The organism is Rhodococcus sp. NPDC079359, from assembly GCF_040702585.1.
Classification (GTDB): domain Bacteria; phylum Actinomycetota; class Actinomycetes; order Mycobacteriales; family Mycobacteriaceae; genus Rhodococcoides.
This window is the reverse complement of the sequence record NZ_JBFBLH010000011.1, coordinates 103,721-124,016: the sequence shown is the minus strand read 5'-3', so window position 1 is coordinate 124,016 and position 20,296 is coordinate 103,721. Positions and strand designations below refer to the sequence as shown.

General features: G+C 65.7%; 15 protein-coding genes. 5 read left to right on the top strand and 10 right to left on the bottom strand.

From position 1 onward, the window contains the following. Positions 1 to 73: 73 nt before the first annotated feature. From AB0362_RS22280 to AB0362_RS22265, 4 genes are all read right to left on the bottom strand, one after another. Positions 74 to 2,137, bottom strand: a complete 2,064-nt coding sequence (locus AB0362_RS22280) for a xanthine dehydrogenase family protein molybdopterin-binding subunit (protein WP_317810582.1) — start codon at positions 2,135 to 2,137, stop codon at positions 74 to 76. Beyond that, entirely contained in the window at positions 2,134 to 3,129 is a 996-nt protein-coding gene (locus AB0362_RS22275; RefSeq protein WP_094688050.1) for a xanthine dehydrogenase family protein subunit M, read from the bottom strand. Before AB0362_RS22275 ends, AB0362_RS22280 begins: the two co-directional genes overlap by 4 nt. Continuing rightward, complete coding sequence (locus tag AB0362_RS22270) at positions 3,126 to 3,626, bottom strand: 2Fe-2S iron-sulfur cluster-binding protein (protein ID WP_068053261.1); 501 nt, start codon at positions 3,624 to 3,626, stop codon at positions 3,126 to 3,128. The genes AB0362_RS22275 and AB0362_RS22270 overlap by 4 nt, the downstream gene beginning before the upstream one ends. A 95-nt stretch (positions 3,627 to 3,721) precedes the next feature. Beyond that, on the bottom strand, positions 3,722 to 5,467 hold the full coding sequence (locus AB0362_RS22265) for a DEAD/DEAH box helicase (RefSeq protein ID WP_231911489.1): 1,746 nt from the start codon (positions 5,465 to 5,467) through the stop codon (positions 3,722 to 3,724). 310 nt (positions 5,468 to 5,777) lie between these two features. Here AB0362_RS22265 and AB0362_RS22260 point away from each other — a divergent pair, with 310 nt between their 5' ends. Beyond that, complete coding sequence (locus tag AB0362_RS22260; RefSeq protein WP_176460380.1) at positions 5,778 to 7,565, top strand: long-chain fatty acid--CoA ligase; 1,788 nt, start codon at positions 5,778 to 5,780, stop codon at positions 7,563 to 7,565. A gap of 60 nt (positions 7,566 to 7,625) precedes the next feature. Here the strand turns inward: AB0362_RS22260 and AB0362_RS22255 are convergent, their stop codons facing one another. Beyond that, entirely contained in the window at positions 7,626 to 8,243 is a 618-nt protein-coding gene (locus AB0362_RS22255) for an alpha/beta fold hydrolase (protein WP_317810584.1), read from the bottom strand. A gap of 79 nt (positions 8,244 to 8,322) precedes the next feature. Here AB0362_RS22255 and AB0362_RS22250 point away from each other — a divergent pair, with 79 nt between their 5' ends. Continuing rightward, a complete protein-coding gene (locus AB0362_RS22250; RefSeq protein ID WP_317810585.1) occupies positions 8,323 to 11,772 on the top strand; it encodes a TM0106 family RecB-like putative nuclease in 3,450 nt (1,149 codons plus the stop codon). On the opposite strand, the gene AB0362_RS22245 is transcribed toward AB0362_RS22250, so the two are convergent. Together AB0362_RS22245 and AB0362_RS22240 are read right to left on the bottom strand one after the other, a co-directional pair. Then, positions 11,742 to 12,956, bottom strand: a complete 1,215-nt coding sequence (locus AB0362_RS22245) for an alanine racemase (RefSeq protein WP_317810586.1) — start codon at positions 12,954 to 12,956, stop codon at positions 11,742 to 11,744. The two genes, AB0362_RS22250 and AB0362_RS22245, sit on opposite strands and share 31 nt — an antisense overlap. A gap of 72 nt (positions 12,957 to 13,028) precedes the next feature. Next, complete coding sequence (locus AB0362_RS22240) at positions 13,029 to 13,670, bottom strand: helix-turn-helix domain-containing protein (protein WP_068053247.1); 642 nt, start codon at positions 13,668 to 13,670, stop codon at positions 13,029 to 13,031. Positions 13,671 to 13,805: 135 nt separating this feature from the next. Here AB0362_RS22240 and AB0362_RS22235 point away from each other — a divergent pair, with 135 nt between their 5' ends. Then, positions 13,806 to 15,119, top strand: coding sequence for a D-arabinono-1,4-lactone oxidase (locus tag AB0362_RS22235; protein ID WP_317810587.1), 1,314 nt, complete (start codon positions 13,806 to 13,808; stop codon positions 15,117 to 15,119). 134 nt (positions 15,120 to 15,253) lie between these two features. Then, positions 15,254 to 16,741, top strand: a complete 1,488-nt coding sequence (locus AB0362_RS22230) for a molybdopterin-dependent oxidoreductase (protein ID WP_317810588.1) — start codon at positions 15,254 to 15,256, stop codon at positions 16,739 to 16,741. A 19-nt stretch (positions 16,742 to 16,760) separates the two neighbouring features. On the opposite strand, the gene AB0362_RS22225 is transcribed toward AB0362_RS22230, so the two are convergent. Both AB0362_RS22225 and AB0362_RS22220 read right to left on the bottom strand, forming a co-directional pair. After that, on the bottom strand, positions 16,761 to 17,702 hold the full coding sequence (locus AB0362_RS22225; RefSeq protein ID WP_149407955.1) for an adenosine deaminase: 942 nt from the start codon (positions 17,700 to 17,702) through the stop codon (positions 16,761 to 16,763). A gap of 10 nt (positions 17,703 to 17,712) precedes the next feature. Then, entirely contained in the window at positions 17,713 to 18,504 is a 792-nt protein-coding gene (locus tag AB0362_RS22220; protein WP_068053232.1) for an enoyl-CoA hydratase/isomerase family protein, read from the bottom strand. 89 nt (positions 18,505 to 18,593) lie between these two features. Here AB0362_RS22220 and AB0362_RS22215 point away from each other — a divergent pair, with 89 nt between their 5' ends. Then, positions 18,594 to 19,739: an acyl-CoA dehydrogenase family protein gene (locus tag AB0362_RS22215; protein ID WP_317534043.1), complete on the top strand. Its 1,146-nt coding sequence runs from the start codon at positions 18,594 to 18,596 to the stop codon at positions 19,737 to 19,739. 192 nt (positions 19,740 to 19,931) lie between these two features. Here AB0362_RS22215 and AB0362_RS22210 read toward each other — a convergent pair whose 3' ends face one another. After that, on the bottom strand, positions 19,932 to 20,135 hold the full coding sequence (locus tag AB0362_RS22210; RefSeq protein WP_008714360.1) for a cold-shock protein: 204 nt from the start codon (positions 20,133 to 20,135) through the stop codon (positions 19,932 to 19,934). Between the last annotated feature and the right edge of the window lie 161 nt (positions 20,136 to 20,296).

Below are 20,296 nucleotides of genomic sequence, written 5' to 3'. Positions count from 1 at the left end.
AGTGGGGTACGAGTCCGGAGTGGAGCCTGCGGAACGACCACAGGCTCCGCCGCTCACATGCGGTGAAGCCGCTCTAGAGGTGCGGCAGCACCTTGTCCAGGGTGATCGGCAGGTCGCGGACTCGGACGCCGGTGGCGTTGTAGACCGCATTGCCGATGGCCGCCGAGGATCCGACCGCACCGATCTCACCGATTCCCTTGCCGCCCATCGGCGCGAGTTCGGTGTCGACCTCCTCGACCCACACGGCCTCTAGATCGGTGACGTCCGCACACGCCGGGATGTGGTACTCGGCGAGATCGTGATTGGCGAACCCGCCGAACTCGTGATCGGTGATGCCGTTCTCCATCAGCGCCATGCCGAGCCCGAACGTCATGCCGCCGATGAGCTGAGACCTCGCCAGCCGAGGATTCATCACCGCGCCGATGCCGAAGACTCCGAGCATCCTGCGGACCCGCACCTCACCGGTGTCGATGTCGACCGCGACCTCGGCGAACTGGGCACCGAAAGCCATGCGCGCCAGCTCCTTCTGCCCCTCGACGTCATCGGTGGTGTCGGCCTCGGCGGAGTTGCCCGGCTCGTACGAACCCTGAGACTTCAACGAGTGGCAGACCTTGGTGACGGCCCAGCCCCACGACGAGGTGCCCGAGGACCCACCGGCTCCCGGAGCGGTCGGCAGAGCGCTGTCGCCGAGTTCGACGGTCACGCTGTCGGCATCGACCTCGAGCGCGTCTGCGGCAATCTGTCGCAGCACGGTGCGCGCGCCGGTACCGATGTCCGACGCGGCGACGGACACCGTGATCGTGCCGTCCGACTCCACTCGCGCCGAAGCGGTACTCGGTGAGATCAGCACCGGGTAGCTGGCCGTCGCGACTCCCATGCCGACGAGGGTGTTGCCTTCTCTACGCTGTCCGGGCGCGGGATCGCGGCGGTCCCAGCCGAACTTCTCCGCACCCTCGCGAAGGCACTGCACCACACTGCGTGAGCTGAACGGGTTACCACTGGCGGGATCGACGTCCGGCTCGTTGCGAACGCGCAGTTCGATCGGATCGACGCCGGTGGCCGCGGCCAATTCGTCGATGGCCGTCTCGACGGCGAACATGCCGGGTGCCTCGCCGGGAGCCCGCATCCACCGCGGCGTTCCGACGTCCAGCTTCGCGAGACGGTGGGTGGTGCGACGGTTGGGGGCCGCATAGATGTGCCGAGTCGATTCCGACGTCTGCTCACAGAACTCGAAGATCGTGCTGGTCTGCTGGAACGAATCGTGTGCGATCGCCTGCAGCGCACCGGTCGAATCAGCGCCCAGACGAACGTGATTGAGCGTCGGAGTGCGGTACCCGACGACATCGAACAACGCCTGCCTCGGCAGCACCAATTTCACGGTGCGGCCGGTGGCTCGCGCGGCCATCGCAGCGAGGATCGCATTGGGCCGAGTACTTCCCTTGGCTCCGAATCCGCCGCCGACGTTCTCCGCGACGACGCGAACGTTCTCGGGCTCGAGGTCGAACGCCGTGGCGAGATCGCCCTGCACACCCGACGGTGCCTGCGTCGAGTCCCACAGCGTCAGGACGCCGTCGGCCCACTGCGCCGTGGTGGCATGCGGCTCCATCGGACTGTTGTGCATCGGCGCGGTGGAATACCAGTTGTCGACGACATGCTCGGCAGTCTTCAGCGCTGCATCGGGATCCCCGATCGTCACGTCGGTCGGAAAGCCGGCGTTGACGGACTCGGGTGCGTAGAGCGAGCCGTGCTCGGCCGTCAAAGTGTTGTCGGGTGAGCGGACATCGGTGTACTGCACCCGCACTCGGGCTGCGGCGGCGCGGGCGTCCTGAAGAGTATCGGCCACGACGACGGCCACGATCTGACCGCGGTACGCGACGGTGTTCGACTGCAGGACATGCAGTTCGGCGTCCTCGACCTCACCCAGCTTCTCCGCGTTGCCGTGCCAGACGACCGCATGCACGGTGGGGTCGTCGTCCAGTTGGACTCGTTCGACCGTGCCCGCAGGAACTGTCGCGGGCACGTACCAGGCGTACAGCTGCCCGACGGCCGGCGGTTGCTCGGCGGCGTACCGAGCCCGGCCGGTGACCTTCGCGATCGACTCGGTGCGCTGAATCGGTTGTCCGATCGATGCAGTCATGACCGGTCTCCCGACACTGTGAGTTCCGCCAAGGTGCGGGTGACGAGGTTGGTCACCAGTGGGATCTTGAACGCGTTGTCGCGCAACGGTTCCGCCGCGTCGAGTTCCAACGCGATGGCCCGCCGGAACGACGCCTCCTCGGCGGCCGCGCCGAGCAGCGTGTGCTCGGCCGTGCGAGCCCGCCACGGCTTGTGCGCCACACCGCCCAGCGCGATCGACACCCCGCGCACGATTCCGTCCTCGACATCGAGAGTGGCGGCGACCGAGGCGATCGCGAAGGCGTAGGACTGCCGGTCTCGCACCTTGCGGTAGGTGGAGACGGTGCCGTCCGCCGGTGCCGGTATCTCGATGGCCGTGACGAGTTCGTCCCGCGCGACCGTGTTGTCGCGCTCGGGCGCGTCGCCGGGTAGCCGATAGAAGTCATCGATCGCGAGGGTGCGCTCTCCGTCGACTCCGCGCACGACCACACGTGCGTCGAGAGCGGACAGCGCGACCGCCATGTCGGAGGGATGCGTCGCCACGCAGGCCTCCGAGGCCCCGAGGATGGCAAGGTTGCGGTGCTCACCGGTCCTGGCCGGGCAGCCCGACCCGGGTTCGCGCTTGTTGCACGGCTTCGATGCATCCATGAAGTACACGCACCGAGTGCGCTGGAACAGGTTCCCGCCGGTGGTGGCCATGTTGCGCAACTGACCCGAGGCACCGGCCAGCACCGCCCGCGAGAGCACCGGATAACGCTGACGCACCACCGGGTGCACCGCGAGATCACTGTTGCTCACGCCCGAACCGACACGAAGCGAGCCGTCGTCGGATACATCGATGTCGTGCAACGGAAGTCGCGTCACGTCGATCAGCGTCGTCGGGCCCACGACTCCGAGTTTCATCAGGTCCACGAGGTTGGTTCCCCCGCCGAGCAGCATCGCGTTCTCGTTCTCGGCGAGGCGGGCCACGGCGTCGTCGACTGCGGTGGCTGCGTCGTACTCGAAGGTCTTCACGACGCGTCCCGTACGGCCGACACGATATTGCAGTAGGCACCGCAACGACAGAGGTTGCCGCTCATACGTTCTCGTATTTCGTCGGGATCGAGTTCGACGTCGGCACCCTCGATGTCCTCGGTGACCGCGCTGGGCCATCCCTGCTTGGCCTCTTCGATCACCGCGACCGCCGAACAGATCTGCCCGGATGTGCAGTACCCGCACTGGAACGCGTCGCGATCGACGAAGGCCTGCTGCACGGGGTGCAGGGTGTCGCCGTCGGCCAACCCCTCGACCGTGGTGATCTCACGATCCTGCTGCGCCACTGCGAACGTCAGGCAGCTGTTGATCCGCCGTCCGTCCACCAGCACCGTGCAGGCACCGCACTGCCCGTGGTCACACCCCTTCTTGGCACCGATCAGGTCCAGGTTCTCGCGGAGAGCGTCGAGCAGGGTGGTTCGGGTATCGCAGTCGAAAGCGCGGTCGGTCCCGTTGACACGGAGAGTGACGTTGGTCATGCACGGGCGGATACCCGCGGCCTCGGCCACCAAACGCTCGCGCTTGGGTCGTGCACGGAAACTCGTAGTGGGCTACGAAGTGCCGTGCACGTGCGCTAGCGCCGCCCCTTGTACTTCCCGCCGCCACTGCGTCCGGGAGGACCTGAATCGGGTTGCAGCTGGATCAGCACGCCACTGATGCGGGTGCGGCGCAACGCCTCGACGGTCTCGTCGGCGAGGTCGGCCGGCAGTTCCACCAGCGAGTGGTCGGGACGAATGCTGATGTGCCCGAAGTCGCTTCGACGTAGACCGCCCTCGTTGGCGATGGCACCGACGATCGCTCCCGGGGCGACGTGATGCCGCTTGCCGACGCTGATGCGATACGTCGCCATTTCCTGGCCGGTCTTGCGATGATGCGAGCTGGCCGCATCCTCGTCGAACGTGCGCGGGGGCCGGGGTTCACGCGGCTCGCGCGGTGCCCGCGGCGGGGCAGGCGGCTCGGGCTTGAGCAGGAACGCCTCGCCGTCGCGGGACTGAATGGCCAGCGCCGCCGCGATGTCGACCAACGGCACGTCGTGCTCGCGCTCGTAATCCTCGATGAGCCGGCGGAACAGCGCCAGATTCTCGTTGCCCAGGCTCTCGGTGATGGAGTCCTTGAACTTCGTCACGCGCTGCGCGTTCACGTCGTCGACGCTCGGCAGCTGCATCTCGGTGATCGGCTGACGCGTCGCACGCTCGATGGCCTTGAGCAGGTGCCGCTCGCGCGGCGCGACGAAGAGCAGGGCCTGCCCGGCGCGGCCGGCTCGGCCGGTACGACCGATGCGGTGCACGTAGGACTCGGTGTCGTGCGGGATGTCGTAGTTGATGACGTGCGAGATGCGGTCGACGTCGAGACCGCGGGCCGCGACGTCGGTGGCCACCAGGATGTCGATCTGACCGTTCTTGAGCTGACCGATGGTGCGCTCACGCTGGGCCTGCACGATGTCGCCGTTGATCGCCGCGGCCGAGAAGCCCCGTGCGCGCAGCTTCTCGGCGAGCTCCTCGGTGGCCTGCTTGGTACGGACGAACATGATCATCGCCTCGAACTCTTCGACCTCGAAGATTCGAGTGAGCGCCTCCAGCTTGCGCTGATGTGCCACCTGGACGTAGCGCTGGGTGATGTTCGGTGCCGTCGACGTCTTCGTCTTGACGGTGATCTCCACCGGATCGTGCAGGTACTGCTTGGAGATCTTGCGAATCGCGGCCGGCATCGTGGCCGAGAACAACGCGACCTGCTTGTACTCCGGGGTGTCGGAGAGGATGCGCTCGACGTCCTCCTGGAAACCCATCTTGAGCATCTCGTCGGCCTCGTCGAGCACCAGATACTCGAGCCCGGACAGGTCGAGGGTGCCCTTCTCGAGATGGTCGATGACGCGGCCGGGAGTACCGACGATGATCTGCGCGCCCTTGCGCAGACCGGACAGCTGGATGCCGTACGCCTGACCGCCGTAGATCGGCAGGATGTGCAGACCCGGAATGTGGGTGGCGTACTTGCCGAACGCCTCGGCGACCTGGAGCGCCAGCTCACGGGTCGGGGCCAGTACCAGGGCCTGCGGCACCCGACGCGAGACGTCGAGACGCGAGAGGATCGGCACCGCGAACGCGGCGGTCTTGCCGGTTCCGGTCTGCGCGAGTCCGACGACGTCGTTGCCGGCCATCAGCGGCGGAATGGTGGCCGCCTGAATGGGCGACGGGCTCTCGTAGCCGACATCGCGGAGGGCCTTCAGGACCCGCTCGTCGATCCCGAGGTCGGCGAAGGTGATGTCGTCGCCCGCTGGAACGGCGGACTCCTGCGGGGGCGAATTCGTCTCGTCGGACGTCACGGCGGCATCCTGTTCAGTTTCTGAAGTGCTCATATGTCGCACGAGTTTAGTACCTGCTCGGGCCCTGCGAACCCTTCTACGCTGATCAGGTGACGAAAACGGTCACGACGGCCTGCGGTGCGAGCGGCCTCACACCGGCGACCCGACACCCGAACGCGACTGCGGACCGTCAAGTTGTACCCCGAGTCACACTCAACTACCCCGGACTCGCGGCAAAGTCGACAAACCGGACACCCCGGATGGTGCGCCACGGCCTCGAATGTGATGAAATGCACAACTACCACGCTATTTTTCCGTAAGGGGTCCAGCAGTGCGCGAATATTCTGTGCCGGCGTCGTTCACCATTCCTGACGACGCATCCATGGCCGACACCGTCTACAGGTACGAGAAGGAATCGCCCAACTTCGTACCCTTCCAACGTCTGGTGAACGGCAACTGGACCGATGTCACCGCAGCTCGCTTCGCGACCGAGGTCGCGGCAGCAGCCAAGGGACTGATCGCCTCCGGTATCGAACTCGGCGACCGTGTCGCGATCCTCAGCGCGACGCGCTACGAGTGGGTCGTCCTCGATTACGCCATCTGGTCCGCAGGTGGCTGCACCGTCGCGATCTACGAGACCTCCTCCGCCGACCAGGCGCAGTGGATTCTCGAGGACTCCGCCACCAAGTTGCTCGTCGTCGAGACCGCAGCGCACGCCTCGAACCTCAAAGAGGTCACCGAGGGTGCCAAGGATCTGCGTGAGGTCCTGCAGATCGACGCCGGAGCCATCGACGAGCTGACCACCCGCGGAGCCTCGGTCAGCGACGAGGAACTGCATGCACGACGCCATCAGGTCAGCGCGGCATCGCCCGCGACCCTGATCTACACCTCGGGCACCACCGGACGGCCCAAGGGCGTTCAGCTCACGCACGCCAACTTCTACGCCGAGGTGCAGGCCACCCAGATCGCGCTGCACGACTCGATGAAGGAGGGCAATCGCACGCTGATGTTCCTCCCGATGGCGCACGTGTTCGCCCGCGCCGTCTCGTTCGGCTCGTTCGAGTCCAAGGTCACCGTCGGACACACCTCGGACGTGACGACGCTGGTGGATCAGTTCGCCGTGTTCAAGCCGGACTTCATCCTGTCGGTGCCGCGTGTGTTCGAGAAGGTCTACAACTCCGCCAAGCAGAAGGCACACGACGGCGGCAAGGGTTCCATCTTCGACAAGGCCGCCGCGACGGCCATCGAGTGGAGCGAGGCCCAGGAGAAGGGCGGAGCCGGGCTGGTTCTGAACCTCAAGCACACGGTGTTCGACAAGCTCGTGTACTCCAAGCTGCGCGCCGCACTCGGCGGCAACTGCACCCGCGCGGTGTCCGGTGGTGGACCTCTCGGTGCCCGCCTCGGCCACTTCTTCCGCGGTGCGGGCGTCCCGGTCTACGAGGGCTACGGCCTGACCGAGACCAGCGCGGCCATCACCGTCAACACCACCAAGGAACAGCGCGTCGGCACCGTCGGCAAGCCCATCGACGGCCACTCGGTGAAGGTCGCCGAGGACGGCGAACTGCTGCTCAAGGGACCGGTCGTGTTCAGCGGCTACTGGCACAACGAGAAGGCCACGTCCGAGGCCATCGTCGACGGCTGGTTCCACACCGGCGACCTCGGTGCCATCGACCAGGAAGGCTACGTCTCGATCACCGGCCGCAAGAAGGAGATCATCGTGACCGCGGGTGGCAAGAACGTCGCCCCCGCAGTGCTCGAGGACGCCCTGCGCGCGAACGCGATCATCAGCCAGTGCCTCGTCGTGGGCGACGCCAAGCCGTTCATCGGTGCGCTCATCACCCTCGACCCGGAAGCACTGCCCGGCTGGCTCGAGCGGCACAACCTGTCCGCGGACATTCCGTTCTCCGAATTGTCCAAGAATCCCGAGATGGTCGCCGAGATCGACAAGGCCGTCGCCGAGGCCAACAAGAAGGTCTCGAACCCGGAGCAGATCAAGAAGTACACGATCCTCGAGAACGACTTCACCGTCGAAACCGGTGAGCTCACCCCGACGATGAAGCTCAAGCGCAACATCATTCATGCCGAGCGCGGCAGCGACATCGAAGCCATCTACTCGTAGATCGACCGAACGAGAACGGGCCCGGCGCTATCCTCGCGTTGGGCCCGTTCTTTTTCGTTGTCAGGACATGTGGTCGTCGAGGAACTCCGCCACCACCGACGTAACCTGCAGATGGATCTTCTCGTGCAGCAGGTCGTGGCCACCGTCCTCGAATTCATGCAGGGACGCGTCGGGAACACCGCCGATCCACTCGCGCACCGCATCGACCGGAGCCAGACGATCGTCCACGCCGTGCACGGCCAGCAGCGGAATGACGTTGTCGGCGAGATCGGTGACCGAGCCGGTCACCGACTTGGGTGTTCCGCACAGTACGGCGCACTGCACCGCCTCCGGATGCGCGCCGAGGGCTGCGATGGCCGTCGCCGCGCCCAACGAATGACCCATCAGTGCGAACGACAACTCCTGGTGTTCGGCCTCTGCGATCTCGAGCAACTGCAGCGCGTTCTGCGCGAGTGCGGGAATCTGAGCGGCGTCCGTCAACTCACCTTCGGTGAGGCCGTGGCCCACGTGATCGACCGCCCACACATCGACTCCGCGTCCGTTGAGGACGCGAGCGAAACGGTGATAATGGCCGCTGTTCTGGCCGAGACCGTGCAGAAAAACGAGACCGAAACGAGCATCGGGGACAGTCCAGTTTCGGTAATGGACCGCGCCGGTGGCTCCGTCGAAAAAAGGCATTCGATCATTTTGCCTCCTCGCGACGGCATCCGCGCGCAACGTGACCGGAACCGCTCGCGGCGGTGACTAGGGTGGGCGCGTGTTCCTCATCGGCGATCGCGTCATCTACAGCGCCAGCGACCTCGCCGCGGCAGCGTCGTGCGAATTCGGACTGCTGCGCCGACTCGACGGCCTCACCGGTCTGATCCCGCGGGCCACCGCCGAGCCGGATCCGATGCTCGACCGCACCTCTGCACTCGGATTCGAGCACGAACGCCGTCAACTCGAGACATTCCAGCAGCGGTTTCCCGGCGGCGTCCTGACGATGGACCGACCGGGACGCACAGCGCAGGAAATGGCCGACGCGGCCTGGGCGACGTTCACCGCCCTGACCTCCCGCACACCCGTGGTCTATCAGGCCACGTTCTTCGACGGCCGATTTCTCGGTTTCTGCGACTTCCTGGTGGCCGAGGGCGATCGGTACGCCGTGTACGACACCAAGTTGTCGCGGCACGCGAAGGTGTCGGCACTGCTGCAGTTGGCGGCCTACGCGGACGCGCTGCGGTCCGGCGGCATCACCCCGAGCGACGAGGTGCACCTGATGCTCGGCGACGGCAGCGACTCCGCGCACTCGCTCGCCGAGATCCTGCCGGTCTACCGACAGTCCAGGGAACACCTGCAACACATCCTCGACGAGCACCACGCCGAGGGGACCGTCGTCGACTGGTTCGACTCGCGCTATTCCGGCTGCGGGCAGTGCGAGGCATGCACGGTCGAGGTGGAACAGCACCGCGACCTGGTTCTCGTCGCAGGCATGCGCGCGAGCACCAGGGACAGACTGCTCGACGCCGGCATCTCGACGGTCGACGAACTGGCTGCATCGACCGGAAGCGTGGACGGCATGTCGTCTCGCACGGTCACGAATCTGCGAGCTCAGGCCGCGCTGCAGGTTCGTCAGGAACACAGCGGCGACGCCGAGTTCGAGATCTTCGACGCCGACGCCCTCGGTGTGATCCCCGAGCCCGATCCGGGCGACATCTTCTTCGACTTCGAGGGCGACCCACTGTGGGCCGAGGCCGGCAGTGCCGAATGGGGACTCGAGTACCTGTTCGGTGTCTACACCGCCGACGGCGATTTCCTCCCGTTCTGGGCGCACGATCGCGCGCAGGAACGCCGCGCCCTGATCGACTTCCTCGACTACGTGACCACCCGTCGCGCCGCCTACCCGAACATGCACGTCTACCACTACGCGCCGTACGAGAAGACCGCGCTACTGCGCCTCGCCGGACGCTACGGAGTGGGTGAGGACGCGGTCGACGACCTACTGCGGGACGACGTTCTGGTTGACCTCTACCCGATCGTGCGATCTGCGGTGCGCATCGGAGCCAGGTCATACAGCATCAAGAAGCTCGAACCCCTGTACATGCCCGCGGCCCGCGACGGGGACGTCACCGATGCGGCCGCGTCGATCGTCGAATACGCGAACTGGTGCGATCTACGAGACCAGGGCAAGGACGCCGAGGCTGCTGCGCTCCTCGCCGATATCGCCGAGTACAACCGCACCGACTGCGAATCGACGCTGCGACTGCGGGATTGGTTACTGAGGCGCGCGTCGGGCGCCGGTGTGCAGCCGCGGGCTCGGCAGCATCTCGAACTCGAAGACGGTGCGACGGACACCGCGAGCCCGCTGGAGCTCGAACTCGCCGACTACGCCGGTCTGCCGTGGGAGCGCACCTCGACGCAGCAGGCCGTCGCATTGTTCTCCGGTTCCATCGGCTACCACCGACGCGAGCGAAAGCCGTTCTGGTGGGCGCACTTCGATCGCCTCACCCACCCGCTCGACGAGTGGGCAGACGCGGCCGACGTGCTGAAGGTCGAGCGCGCCGAGCTGGTGCACGACTGGATGAAGACTGCACCGAAGCAACGGGTCCTGCGACGACAGCTCAAGCTGTTGGGACACTTGAGCAGCGGAGTCCTGTCGAGCTCCAAGGTCAAGCTGCTCTACGAAAACCCGGCCCCGGAGGGATTACCGAAACAGCAGCCGACCCATCGCGCGACCACGACGGTCGAGATCGTGGAAGCGGGCTACGAGGGCACCCTCGACATGGTGGTGGTGCAGGAGAACCTGCGCAAGGGAGTGGACGAGTACTCCGACTTCCCTGTCGCCACCGCACCCGAGCCGCCCCCGGCCACCAAGTATCTGGAGCAGGCGATCGTTGCCGTCGCCGCCGAGGTCCACGCCGCACTGCCGCACCTTCCTCGCACGGCCGTCGCCGATCTGCTGACGCTCTCACCGCCCCGAACCCGTTCCGGCACCGGCCTTCCCGAGGTGCGCGCCGGTGACTACGCGGCAGCCGTCACGGCGGCGCTGCTCGATCTGGACCGGTCGTACGTTGCCGTACAGGGACCACCCGGGACCGGGAAGACGTACACCGCTGCGCGGGTCATCGCCGAGTTGGTCGATGTCCATCACTGGAAGGTCGGGGTGGTGGGCCAGTCGCATCACGTGGTGAACAATCTGCTGGACACGATTGTTCAGGCCGGAGTCGACCCGGGTCGGGTGGGTAAGAAAGCCCCGACCGCCCACACCGTCGTCGACCCGGCGGAGTACTCGCGCTTCGTCACCGAGGCCGAGGACGGCTGCGTCATCGGCGGTACCGCCTGGGACTTCTCCAACCCCGGCCGCATTCCGCCCGAGTCGCTCGATCTGCTGGTCATCGACGAGGCCGGGCAATTCTCGCTGGCCAACACCATCGCCGTCTCGGTGTCCGCACGCAACCTGCTGCTGCTCGGCGATCCGGCACAGTTGCCGCAGGTCAGCCAGGGCACCCACCCCGAACCCGTCGACGAGTCGGCTCTGGGTTGGATCACCAGCGGTCACCCCACGCTGCCCGCCGACCGCGGGTACTTCCTGGCCACGACGTGGCGGATGCATCCCGATCTGTGCGCGCCGGTCTCGGCACTGTCGTACGAGGGCAAGCTCGAGTCCAACCGTGCTGTGACACAAGCACGTTCACTGGAGTCGCTCGAACCCGGCCTGCACCTCGTCAACCTCGACCACCACGGCAACTCCACCGACTCGATGGAGGAAGCCGACGAGATCGTCACTCACGTCCAGAAGCTGCTGGGCCGACTGTGGAGCGACCCGCAATCCTTCGAGGGTGCGCGGCCCATGGACCAGGGCGACTTCCTGGTCGTCGCGGCCTACAACGCGCAGGTGGCCGTCATCGCCCTGCGACTCGCGGCCGCCGGACTCGACGAGGTCTCGGTGGGCACCGTCGACAAGTTCCAAGGACGGCAGGCACCGGTGGTGTTGATCTCGATGGCCGCGTCGGCAATCGAAGACGTGCCACGAGGCATGGGATTCCTGTTGTCCCGCAACAGACTCAACGTCGCCGTCTCGCGAGGCCAGTGGGCCGCGATACTGGTCCGGTCGCGGGCACTGACCCGGTACCTGCCGTCGACCCCGGCCGGACTGGTCACCCTCGGCACTTTCATGAGCCTGTGCGAGAACGGAATTCAGCCGAACGCCATGCCCTCACCACGATAGGTGGGGACCGCCTCGACGGACCCGTCGGCGTGTACCAGATGCAGGGTGTCGAATCGCTCGCACAGCTCGCCGGCCTTGGCATGCCGGAACCAGACGCGATCACCGATCCTGATCTCTGCCGCTCCGCTCACCGGAGTCTGGACCTCGCCCGCACCTTCGTTGCGCAGCAACTTCAGACTCGACGTCACCACGCCCCTGGCCTTTCTCGACCACGCGATCGGCCGCGGGGACCTCGACACCGACGCCGGACCCGACGCAATGTAGCCGCCGCCGAACAACGTCGCGATCTGTGGCGTCGGCTTGCGCACCGCGGGCAGCGCGAAGAACAGCGACGGCTCGGCCGAGAACGCGCGATACCGATCGAAGAGCGTCGGCGCGAACAAACCCGATCCCGCGGTCACCTCGGTGACGACGGGATCGGCCGCCGAGAACTCGATCGACCCGGTACCGCCACTGTTGACGATCTCGATCCGGCCGACTGCCGCAGTCACTGCCTCGACCACCACCGTTCTGCGCGTGGAGATCTCACGAGACGACAGCGACTTCATCCATTCCACCGCAAGATTGGCATCGGGCACACCGGCGATCTGCGCCTCGTAGAACATCAACCCGACTACTCGGAACCCCCGCGCATGCGCCGCCCGCGCGAAGGCTGCGACCTGCTCGGGTTCGCGCAGCGGCGAACGTCTGACACCGATGTGCAGCGGCCCGATCCGCAGCGAGGCATCGACGTCGAGACAGATACGTGGCTTGAGAAGATCGCTGGCGGTGGCGTCGCGCACGATGTCCAGCTGTGCGACGTCGTCGACCATCAGCGTGATGCGCCCCGACAGAACATGATCGTTGACGACCTCGGCGAGGGCGGTGCGGTCGACCGTCGGGTACCCCATCAGGATGTCCTCGACGCCGTGGCGTGCCAACCAGATCGCCTCACGCAAGGAGTACGCCATGACCCCGCTCACGCCGTCGGCCGCGAGCACCCGCTCCAGCACCGCCCGGGACCGAACCGATTTGCTCGCGATCCTGATCGGCACTCCGTCCGCCCGTGCTCGCAGCGCCGCAGCATTGGCATCGAGGGCCGCCAGATCGACTGCAGCCAAGAGTGATTCGAACCCTTCGGTGGCAGCGGCGATACGGGACAGTGGTGTCGTGTCGGTGGTTGCGACACCGGCGATCGAACTCATGCGGCTCATTCCTTTGTCGTTGCCAGGTCCGAACAGTCAAACACTCCACAGCCGAGAAGTCCCGGCGAGCAGTCAGCGGTCCTGAGCCTTGGCCGCTATCAGACCCGACAGGTCGTCGATCTGCGCCAGCACCTCGAGATCGTCGCCGTCGACCAACCATCGCAGCACCAGGCCGTCGAGGGTGGCCATCCCGAAACGCGCGATCGACGCCACCGGTTCCAGCCAGCGCGTCCCGGTGTGGGCGGAACACTTCTCGAAGAACAACCGGGCCTCGGAGTCCCGGATTCGGTACTGCCCACTGGCGATCTCGGCGGCCGTGGCGGACCCGAGCGCACGATGGCGCAGCAGATAGGTCTTGATCTCGTACGCGAGCAACTGCCGACCCGGTGACTTCTCGATCAGCAACCACACCGCGCTCAGACCGCCGTGCACCAGCTCTCGCAGACCACGGACACCCGGAAGTTCGCGCGTGCCCACCGCGCTGTCCAACGCGGCATGCAGAATCTCGGTGACGTCGACGATGAGGTGCTCCCCCATCGCGATCACCAGATCCTGCTTGGTCTCGAAGTGGTACTGCACGATGCCCTTGGTGACATCGGCGTGCTCCGAGAGAGCACGCACGGTCAGAGACTCGATGCCGACCCGCTCCGCGACATCGATCGCAGACTGCACCAGTTGTGCGCGCCGCACATCAGCGGGCAGCCTCGATTGCATCACCCGATCCTAGGGCGCGGACGAGTTCTGTGCCTCCGATTGACCCACGGGAGTGGAGCCTGCGGAATGACCCGGAGGTTGCAGCAGTGGAGCCTGCGGAATGACCCGCCGTTCGAGCAGTGCGATAGTGATTCGATGATCGAGCGGTCGTGGCAGAACTGGGCGGGGAACCAGCATGCGTATCCGGTGCATCGAGCCGAGCCCTCATCGGTGGACGAGTTGCGTGCGATTCTGCGGGACGCCGTCGAACGATTTCGGACGGTGCGGTGCGTCGGAGCAGGCCACTCCTTCACCCCGATCGCGGTCACCGACGGCGTGCAGATCAGCCTGGATTCGCTGCGCGGGATCGAATCGGTGGTGCGCGAGGACGACGGTTCCGCCCGGGTGACGGTGCTCGCAGGCACCCGGCTGCGCGAGCTGACCGCGCAGTTGTGGGACCTCGGCCTGGCCATGACCAACCTCGGCGACATCGACGAACAATCGATTGCCGGAGCCATCTCCACGGGCACTCACGGAACCGGAGCCCGGTTCGGCGGCATCGCCACCCAGGTGCGCGCACTGGAACTGATGACCTCGGACGGCCGGCTCGTGCAGTGCTCTCGCGAGGAGAACACGGAACTGTTCGACGCGGCCCGCGTCGGGCTCGGTGTGCTCGGTGTCATCACCCGAGTCACGCTCGAGTGCGTTCCGGCCTTCGCCCTCCGGGCCGTCGAGGAGCCGTCGACGCTGCGGGCGACGCTCGTCGATCTCGATGCGATCGTGGCAGGCGTCGACCATTTCGAGTTCTACTGGTTTCCGCACACCGACCGAGTGCTGACCAAACGCAACACCCGACTGCCCGGCGACGCTGCGCTGCGTCCGCTGGGAAAGGTGCGGTCGTATCTCGACGACGAATTGCTGTCCAACACGGTCTTCGAGGGCCTCAACCGCGTGGTGACGCGGGTGCCTGCCCTGATTCCACGCATCAACGCGGTCTCGGCGAGAGCGCTGTCAGCCCGCGAGTACACCGATCGTTCGTACCGGGTGTTCGCGTCGTCGCGGACCGTCAAGTTCGTCGAGATGGAATATGCCGTGCCTGCAGCCGAGATCGGCCGGGTGCTGCGGGAGGTGGATCGCTGGCTCGAGCGGTCTGCCGTGTCCATCGCGTTCCCCGTCGAAGTGCGGTTCGCCGCGGCCGACGACATCTGGCTCTCCACCGCGTGCGGGCGCCCGACGGCCTATATCGCCGTGCACCAGTACCACCGACGCGATCACCGCGAGTACTTCGACGCCGTCGAGGCCATCTGTCGCAGCGTCGGCGGCAGGCCACACTGGGGCAAACTGCACTCCCTCGGCGGCGACGAGCTGCGCGATATATACGAACACTTCGACGACTTCCTGCGTGTTCGGGATGCGATGGACCCGATCAAGCTGTTCGGCAGCAGATACCTCGAACACCTACTGTCCTGAGTGGCCGACCGGTGTAGCGCTGCGCGCAATTTTTGCTCCACTCCTGTGACCGTCGAGTGGGTTTCCCCAGGTGAACGCGTCGAGTGGAGTGTCCTGTGCACGTAGCCACTCCCCGCACGCTTACATTGGAACGAGTGAGCACAGGAAAACGCGCGCTGTCCGGCATCGTCGCCGCCGGGGTGGTCCTCGGCGTCGGTGAATTGATCACCGTCCCCATCGGACCCAACTCGTCACCGCTGACCGCCGTCGGCTCCTCGGCCGTCGACAACAGTCCGGCCCCGATCCGTGAATGGGCCATCGACACGTTCGGCACCTCCGACAAGCTCGCCCTGTTCATCGGCATGGCAGTGGTGATCGGAGCGATCGCCGCGGCAGCAGGCATCGCCCGCAAGCCGATCGGTGCCGTGGTGTTCGCCGCGCTGGGCGTCGTGGGCGTACTCGCCGCAGTGACCCGACCCGACGCGACGGCCTTGTCCGCAGTCCCGACCATCGGCGGCGTCATCGTCGGCATCGTCGTGCTGCACGCCCTCATCGGTGCCGCCGCGCCTGCGACCGAAGGAATGAACCGACGCAGCTTCCTCACTCTCGCCGCCGGTGCCGCGGTACTCGGCGTCGTCGCCGGAACAGCCGGACGGATGCTCACCTCCGCCCGCGCCGTCACCGCCGATCGACTCGGCTTCATGCTGCCCACGCCGACGCCGCAACCCCCGATACCGGCCGGGGCTGACCTACAGATCGACGGCCTCGCGTCGTACATCACCCCGAACGACGACTTCTATCGCATCGACACCGCGTTGGTCGTGCCGCGCGTGGCGTCGGAGGACTGGTCGCTGCGCATCCACGGCATGGTCGACCGCGAGATCGAGCTGACGTTCGCCGACCTCGCCGAACGCCAGGCAGTGGAAAAGACGGTCACGTTGACCTGCGTGTCCAATATCGTCGGCGGCGACCTCGTGGGCAATGCGACGTGGATCGGCTACCCGCTCAGGGACATTCTCGAGGAAGCGGGCATCTCCCCCGACGCCGACATGGCCCTGTCGTCGAGCAGCGATGCCTTCACCGCGGGCACTCCCCTCGAGGTTCTGCTCGACGGTCGCGACGCCCTCCTGGCCGTCGGGATGAACGGTGCACCGCTGCCCGTCGAGCACGGCTACCCGGCCCGGCTCGTCGTCCCCGGCCTGTACGGATACGTCTCGGCGACCAAGTGGGTCACCGACATCGAGATCACCCGCTTCGACCGCGCGACGGCGTACTGGACCGACCGAGGTTGGGGCGAACGCGGACCGATCAAGACGGCCTCGCGGATCGACACCCCGCGATCGGGCAGTTCCGTGCCGGCCGGGCAAACGGTGATCGCCGGAGTGGCGTGGGACCAGCACACCGGAATCGACGGCGTGGAAGTGCAAGTGGACGAGGGCAACTGGGTGCCGGCCACGCTGTCGGAGGAGTACTCCAAGGACACCTGGCGGCAATGGACGGTCGAGCTCGACCTATCCGCGGGGCAGCATTCGATCCGCGCCCGCGCCACCAACTCCGCCGAAGAACTGCAGACCAACAGAACCGCGGACACCGTTCCCGACGGAGCGACCGGCTACCCCAGGATCTCGGTGACGGCGAGCTGATCCAGACAGTCGCGCTGATCTAGACAGTCGCGAAGCTCGCGCGAATCGAGTTCTCGGCCAGCTGCTTTCGCTCGGCCGTGGTGAGACCCATTCCCGCTTCGAGGGCAGAGAAATTATCGTCGACGTAGCCGCCGAAGTAGGCGGGATCGTCCGAGTTGATCGACACCGACAGGCCCCGCTCGAGCATCTGTCGCAGCGGCAGCTGCTCTACATCGTCGATCACCTTGAGCCGGACGTTGGACAGCGGGCATACCGTGAGCGGAATCTGTTCCTCGACAAGACGATTCACCAGCGCCTCGTCTTCGAGGCACCGCACCCCGTGGTCGATGCGCTCGACCTTCAGCAGATCCAATGCCTGCCAGATGTAGTCGGGTGGACCTTCCTCACCGGCGTGGGCGACGACGTGCAGACCCTCGGCGCGGGCCTTGGCGAACACGTCGACGAACAGCGATGGCGGGTAGCCCACCTCTGCGGAATCGAGGCCGAGACCGATGATCGGGGCCCGCATGGCCAACAGATCGTCCAACAGCTGATTGGCATGCAGCACGGGCTTGTCCCGCAGGATCGACGCGATCAACCCACTGGAGACACCGAATTCGCGCTCGCTGGATGCGCAGGCGTCGGCCAAACCGTCGACGACGGCCTCGAGCGGGACACCACGCTCGGTGTGCGCCTGCGGATCGAAGAAGATCTCCGCGTGCGTCACCCCGGCCTGCGCGGTGCGGCGGAAGTAGGCCCGGGCGAGATCGGCGAAATCCTCGGCAGTGCGCAGCACGGCCATGTTCGCGTAGTACAGATCCAGGAACGACTGCAGGTCGCTGAACTCGTACTTCGCCCGCAATTCATCGATGTCGTTGTACGGCAGTGACAATCCGTTGCGCTCGGCGAGATCGAATATCAGCGGAGGCTCGAGCGACCCTTCGATGTGCAGGTGCAGTTCGGCCAGCTGATCGGTACTCACTCACCCGATGCTACTTGCCCGTGTACGTAGCCTTCCCCGGGCCGACCTCGAGGAAGCTCTTCACCGCACCCCGCAGATCCTCGGTCTCGAACAGTGCTCCGGAGACCTCCGAGGTGATCTCGTCCGCGTGGGCCACGCCGCCCGAACGCCACGCTGCCACAATCTGTTTGGTTGCCGCATGCGCGACGGTGGGGCCGTCGGCCAGGCGATGCGTCAGCGCGAGCGCCGCGGCATCGACGTCGTCGTGGATCTGATTGACCACGCCCCACTCCTTCAGCGTCTGCGCGTCGTACAGATCACCGGTCATGACGAGCTCGCGAGCTCGACCCGAACCGGCCCGCTCGGCGAGGCGCTGCGGTCCACCCATCGACGGTGTCAGACCGACGACGGTCTCGACCAGACCGAACTTGGCCTTGGGACCGGCGAGAATGATGTCGCACGCCAGCGAGATCTCGAACGCCGCCGTGAGCGTCAAACCGTGCGCGGCGTAGATCACCGGGCAGGGCAGCGCCTCGAGCGGATGGGCAATCTGTGCGAACAATCCACGCCACAGATCGGCACCCTGCGCGGCGGACAGACCATCGAAGACGTGCACGTCGACGCCCGCAGAGTTCACCTTGCCCTCGGCGCGCAACAACACCGCCCGCGGGGGGCGTGCGACGAGATCGGCAACGTTCGCGGCAACCGCGTCGAACATGGCCTGATCGAAGAGGTTGAGCGGACCGTGGTCGAAGGTGAGGACGGCGAGCTCGGCGCCTGCCGCGGTGGTCGATCGAACGAGCGAAGTGGGTGCGTCAGCCATGGTTCGCATAGTGCCACACCGGTCCGGGACGGTTGTTACCAACGAGTATTGTTCGCTGATAGCTCACCGTTACCGAGAGGAACAGATAGATGAAGCGCAGCTTGTTCGAGGCCGATCACGAGGACTTCCGCGCGTCGGTACGCGAATTCGTCACCCGGACCATCACACCGGTCGAGGAAAAGCTCGTCGAGCAGCGATACATCGACCGCGAGATCTGGCTCGAAGCCGGACGCAACGGCTTCCTGGGACTGGAAGTACCGGAAGAATACGGCGGCAGCGGAGCCGAGGACTACCGATTCAACGCCGTCCTCGCCGAGGAACTCGCCCGCTCGAGCGCCGCGGTGGCGTCGTGCTTCGGTATCCACGTGGACATCGTCGCGCCCTACTTGGTCAAGCTCACCACCGAAGAGCAGAAGAAGCGCTGGCTGCCCGGCTTCTGCAGCGGCGAGATCCTCACGGCGATCGCGATGACCGAACCGTCCGGTGGCTCCGACCTGGCCGCGCTGAAGACCACTGCTGTCAAGGACGGAGACGACTTCATCATCAACGGTTCGAAGACCTTCATCACCAACGGCAACTCCGCAGACCTGGTCATCGTCGCCACCCGCACCACGCCGGAGAAGAAGGCCAAGGGCATCACGCTGTTCGCCGTCGAGAACGGCACCGAAGGGTTTTCCCGCGGCCGCAAGCTCGACAAGGTCGGTCAGCCCGAATCCGACACGGCCGAGCTGTTCTTCGAGAACGTACGAGTCCCGAGCTCGAACATGATCGGCGAGTTCGACGGCGGCTTCATCCACATGATGCAGCTACTCCCCCAGGAACGCATCAGCTGCTCGGTGGCCAACCTCGGACACGTCCGTCCCATTCTCGAGGAGACGCTGCAGTACGCCAAGGATCGCAAGGCCTTCGGCCAGCAGATCGGCTCACTGCAATGGAACAAGTTTCTGCTCGCCGAGCTCGTCACCAAATTCGATGTGGCACAGGCGTACATCGACAACTGCATTGCCGCACACGGGATCGGTGAACTGACCGCCATCGACGCCGCCAAGGCGAAGTGGTGGAGCTCGCAGGTGCAGAACGAAATCCTCGACCACTGCGTCCAGCTACACGGCGGCTACGGATTCATGAACGAATACCGCGCCGCTCGGGCGTGGAAAGACGCTCGCGTGACGAAGATCTGGGCCGGATCGAACGAGATCATGAAGGAACTGATCGGACGCGATCTGGGGCTGTGAGTGCCTGCGGCAGTGGTGTGAACAAGTGCCCTGGAAGGCACCAAACCGCACCACTGCCGCAGGCACTTCGAAACAGACGAAGACCGGATACTCGGAATTTCTTCCGTGTATCCGGTCTTGTCACCGAGTTTCTGGTGGAATTTACTTCGAAAAGGTCACTCCACCAGGAGAAGTCGGGTTACGAAGCTTGAATCAGATGGCGCGGACGCCGGTAGCCTGGGGGCCCTTCTGACCCTGGCCCACCTCGAACTCCACGCGCTGGCCCTCGTCGAGCGACTTGAAGCCGCTACCCTGAATCTCCGAGTAATGAACGAAAACGTCCGGTCCGCCACCATCCTGCTCGATGAAGCCGAAGCCCTTTTCGCCGTTGAACCACTTCACACTGCCCTGCGTCATTCTGTAAACCTTCTGTAAGCGAGCTAGATCTTCACGTCGAAGCTCTAATCTCAAAAGTGAGTCTGCCATCTATCGGCGCTGAGCGAAACACCGGGGGCGAAAAAGTTCGAAAGATTGCTTTTGGACGGTGAAACCGGAACGTCGCTCAGCGCCTCGGTGGC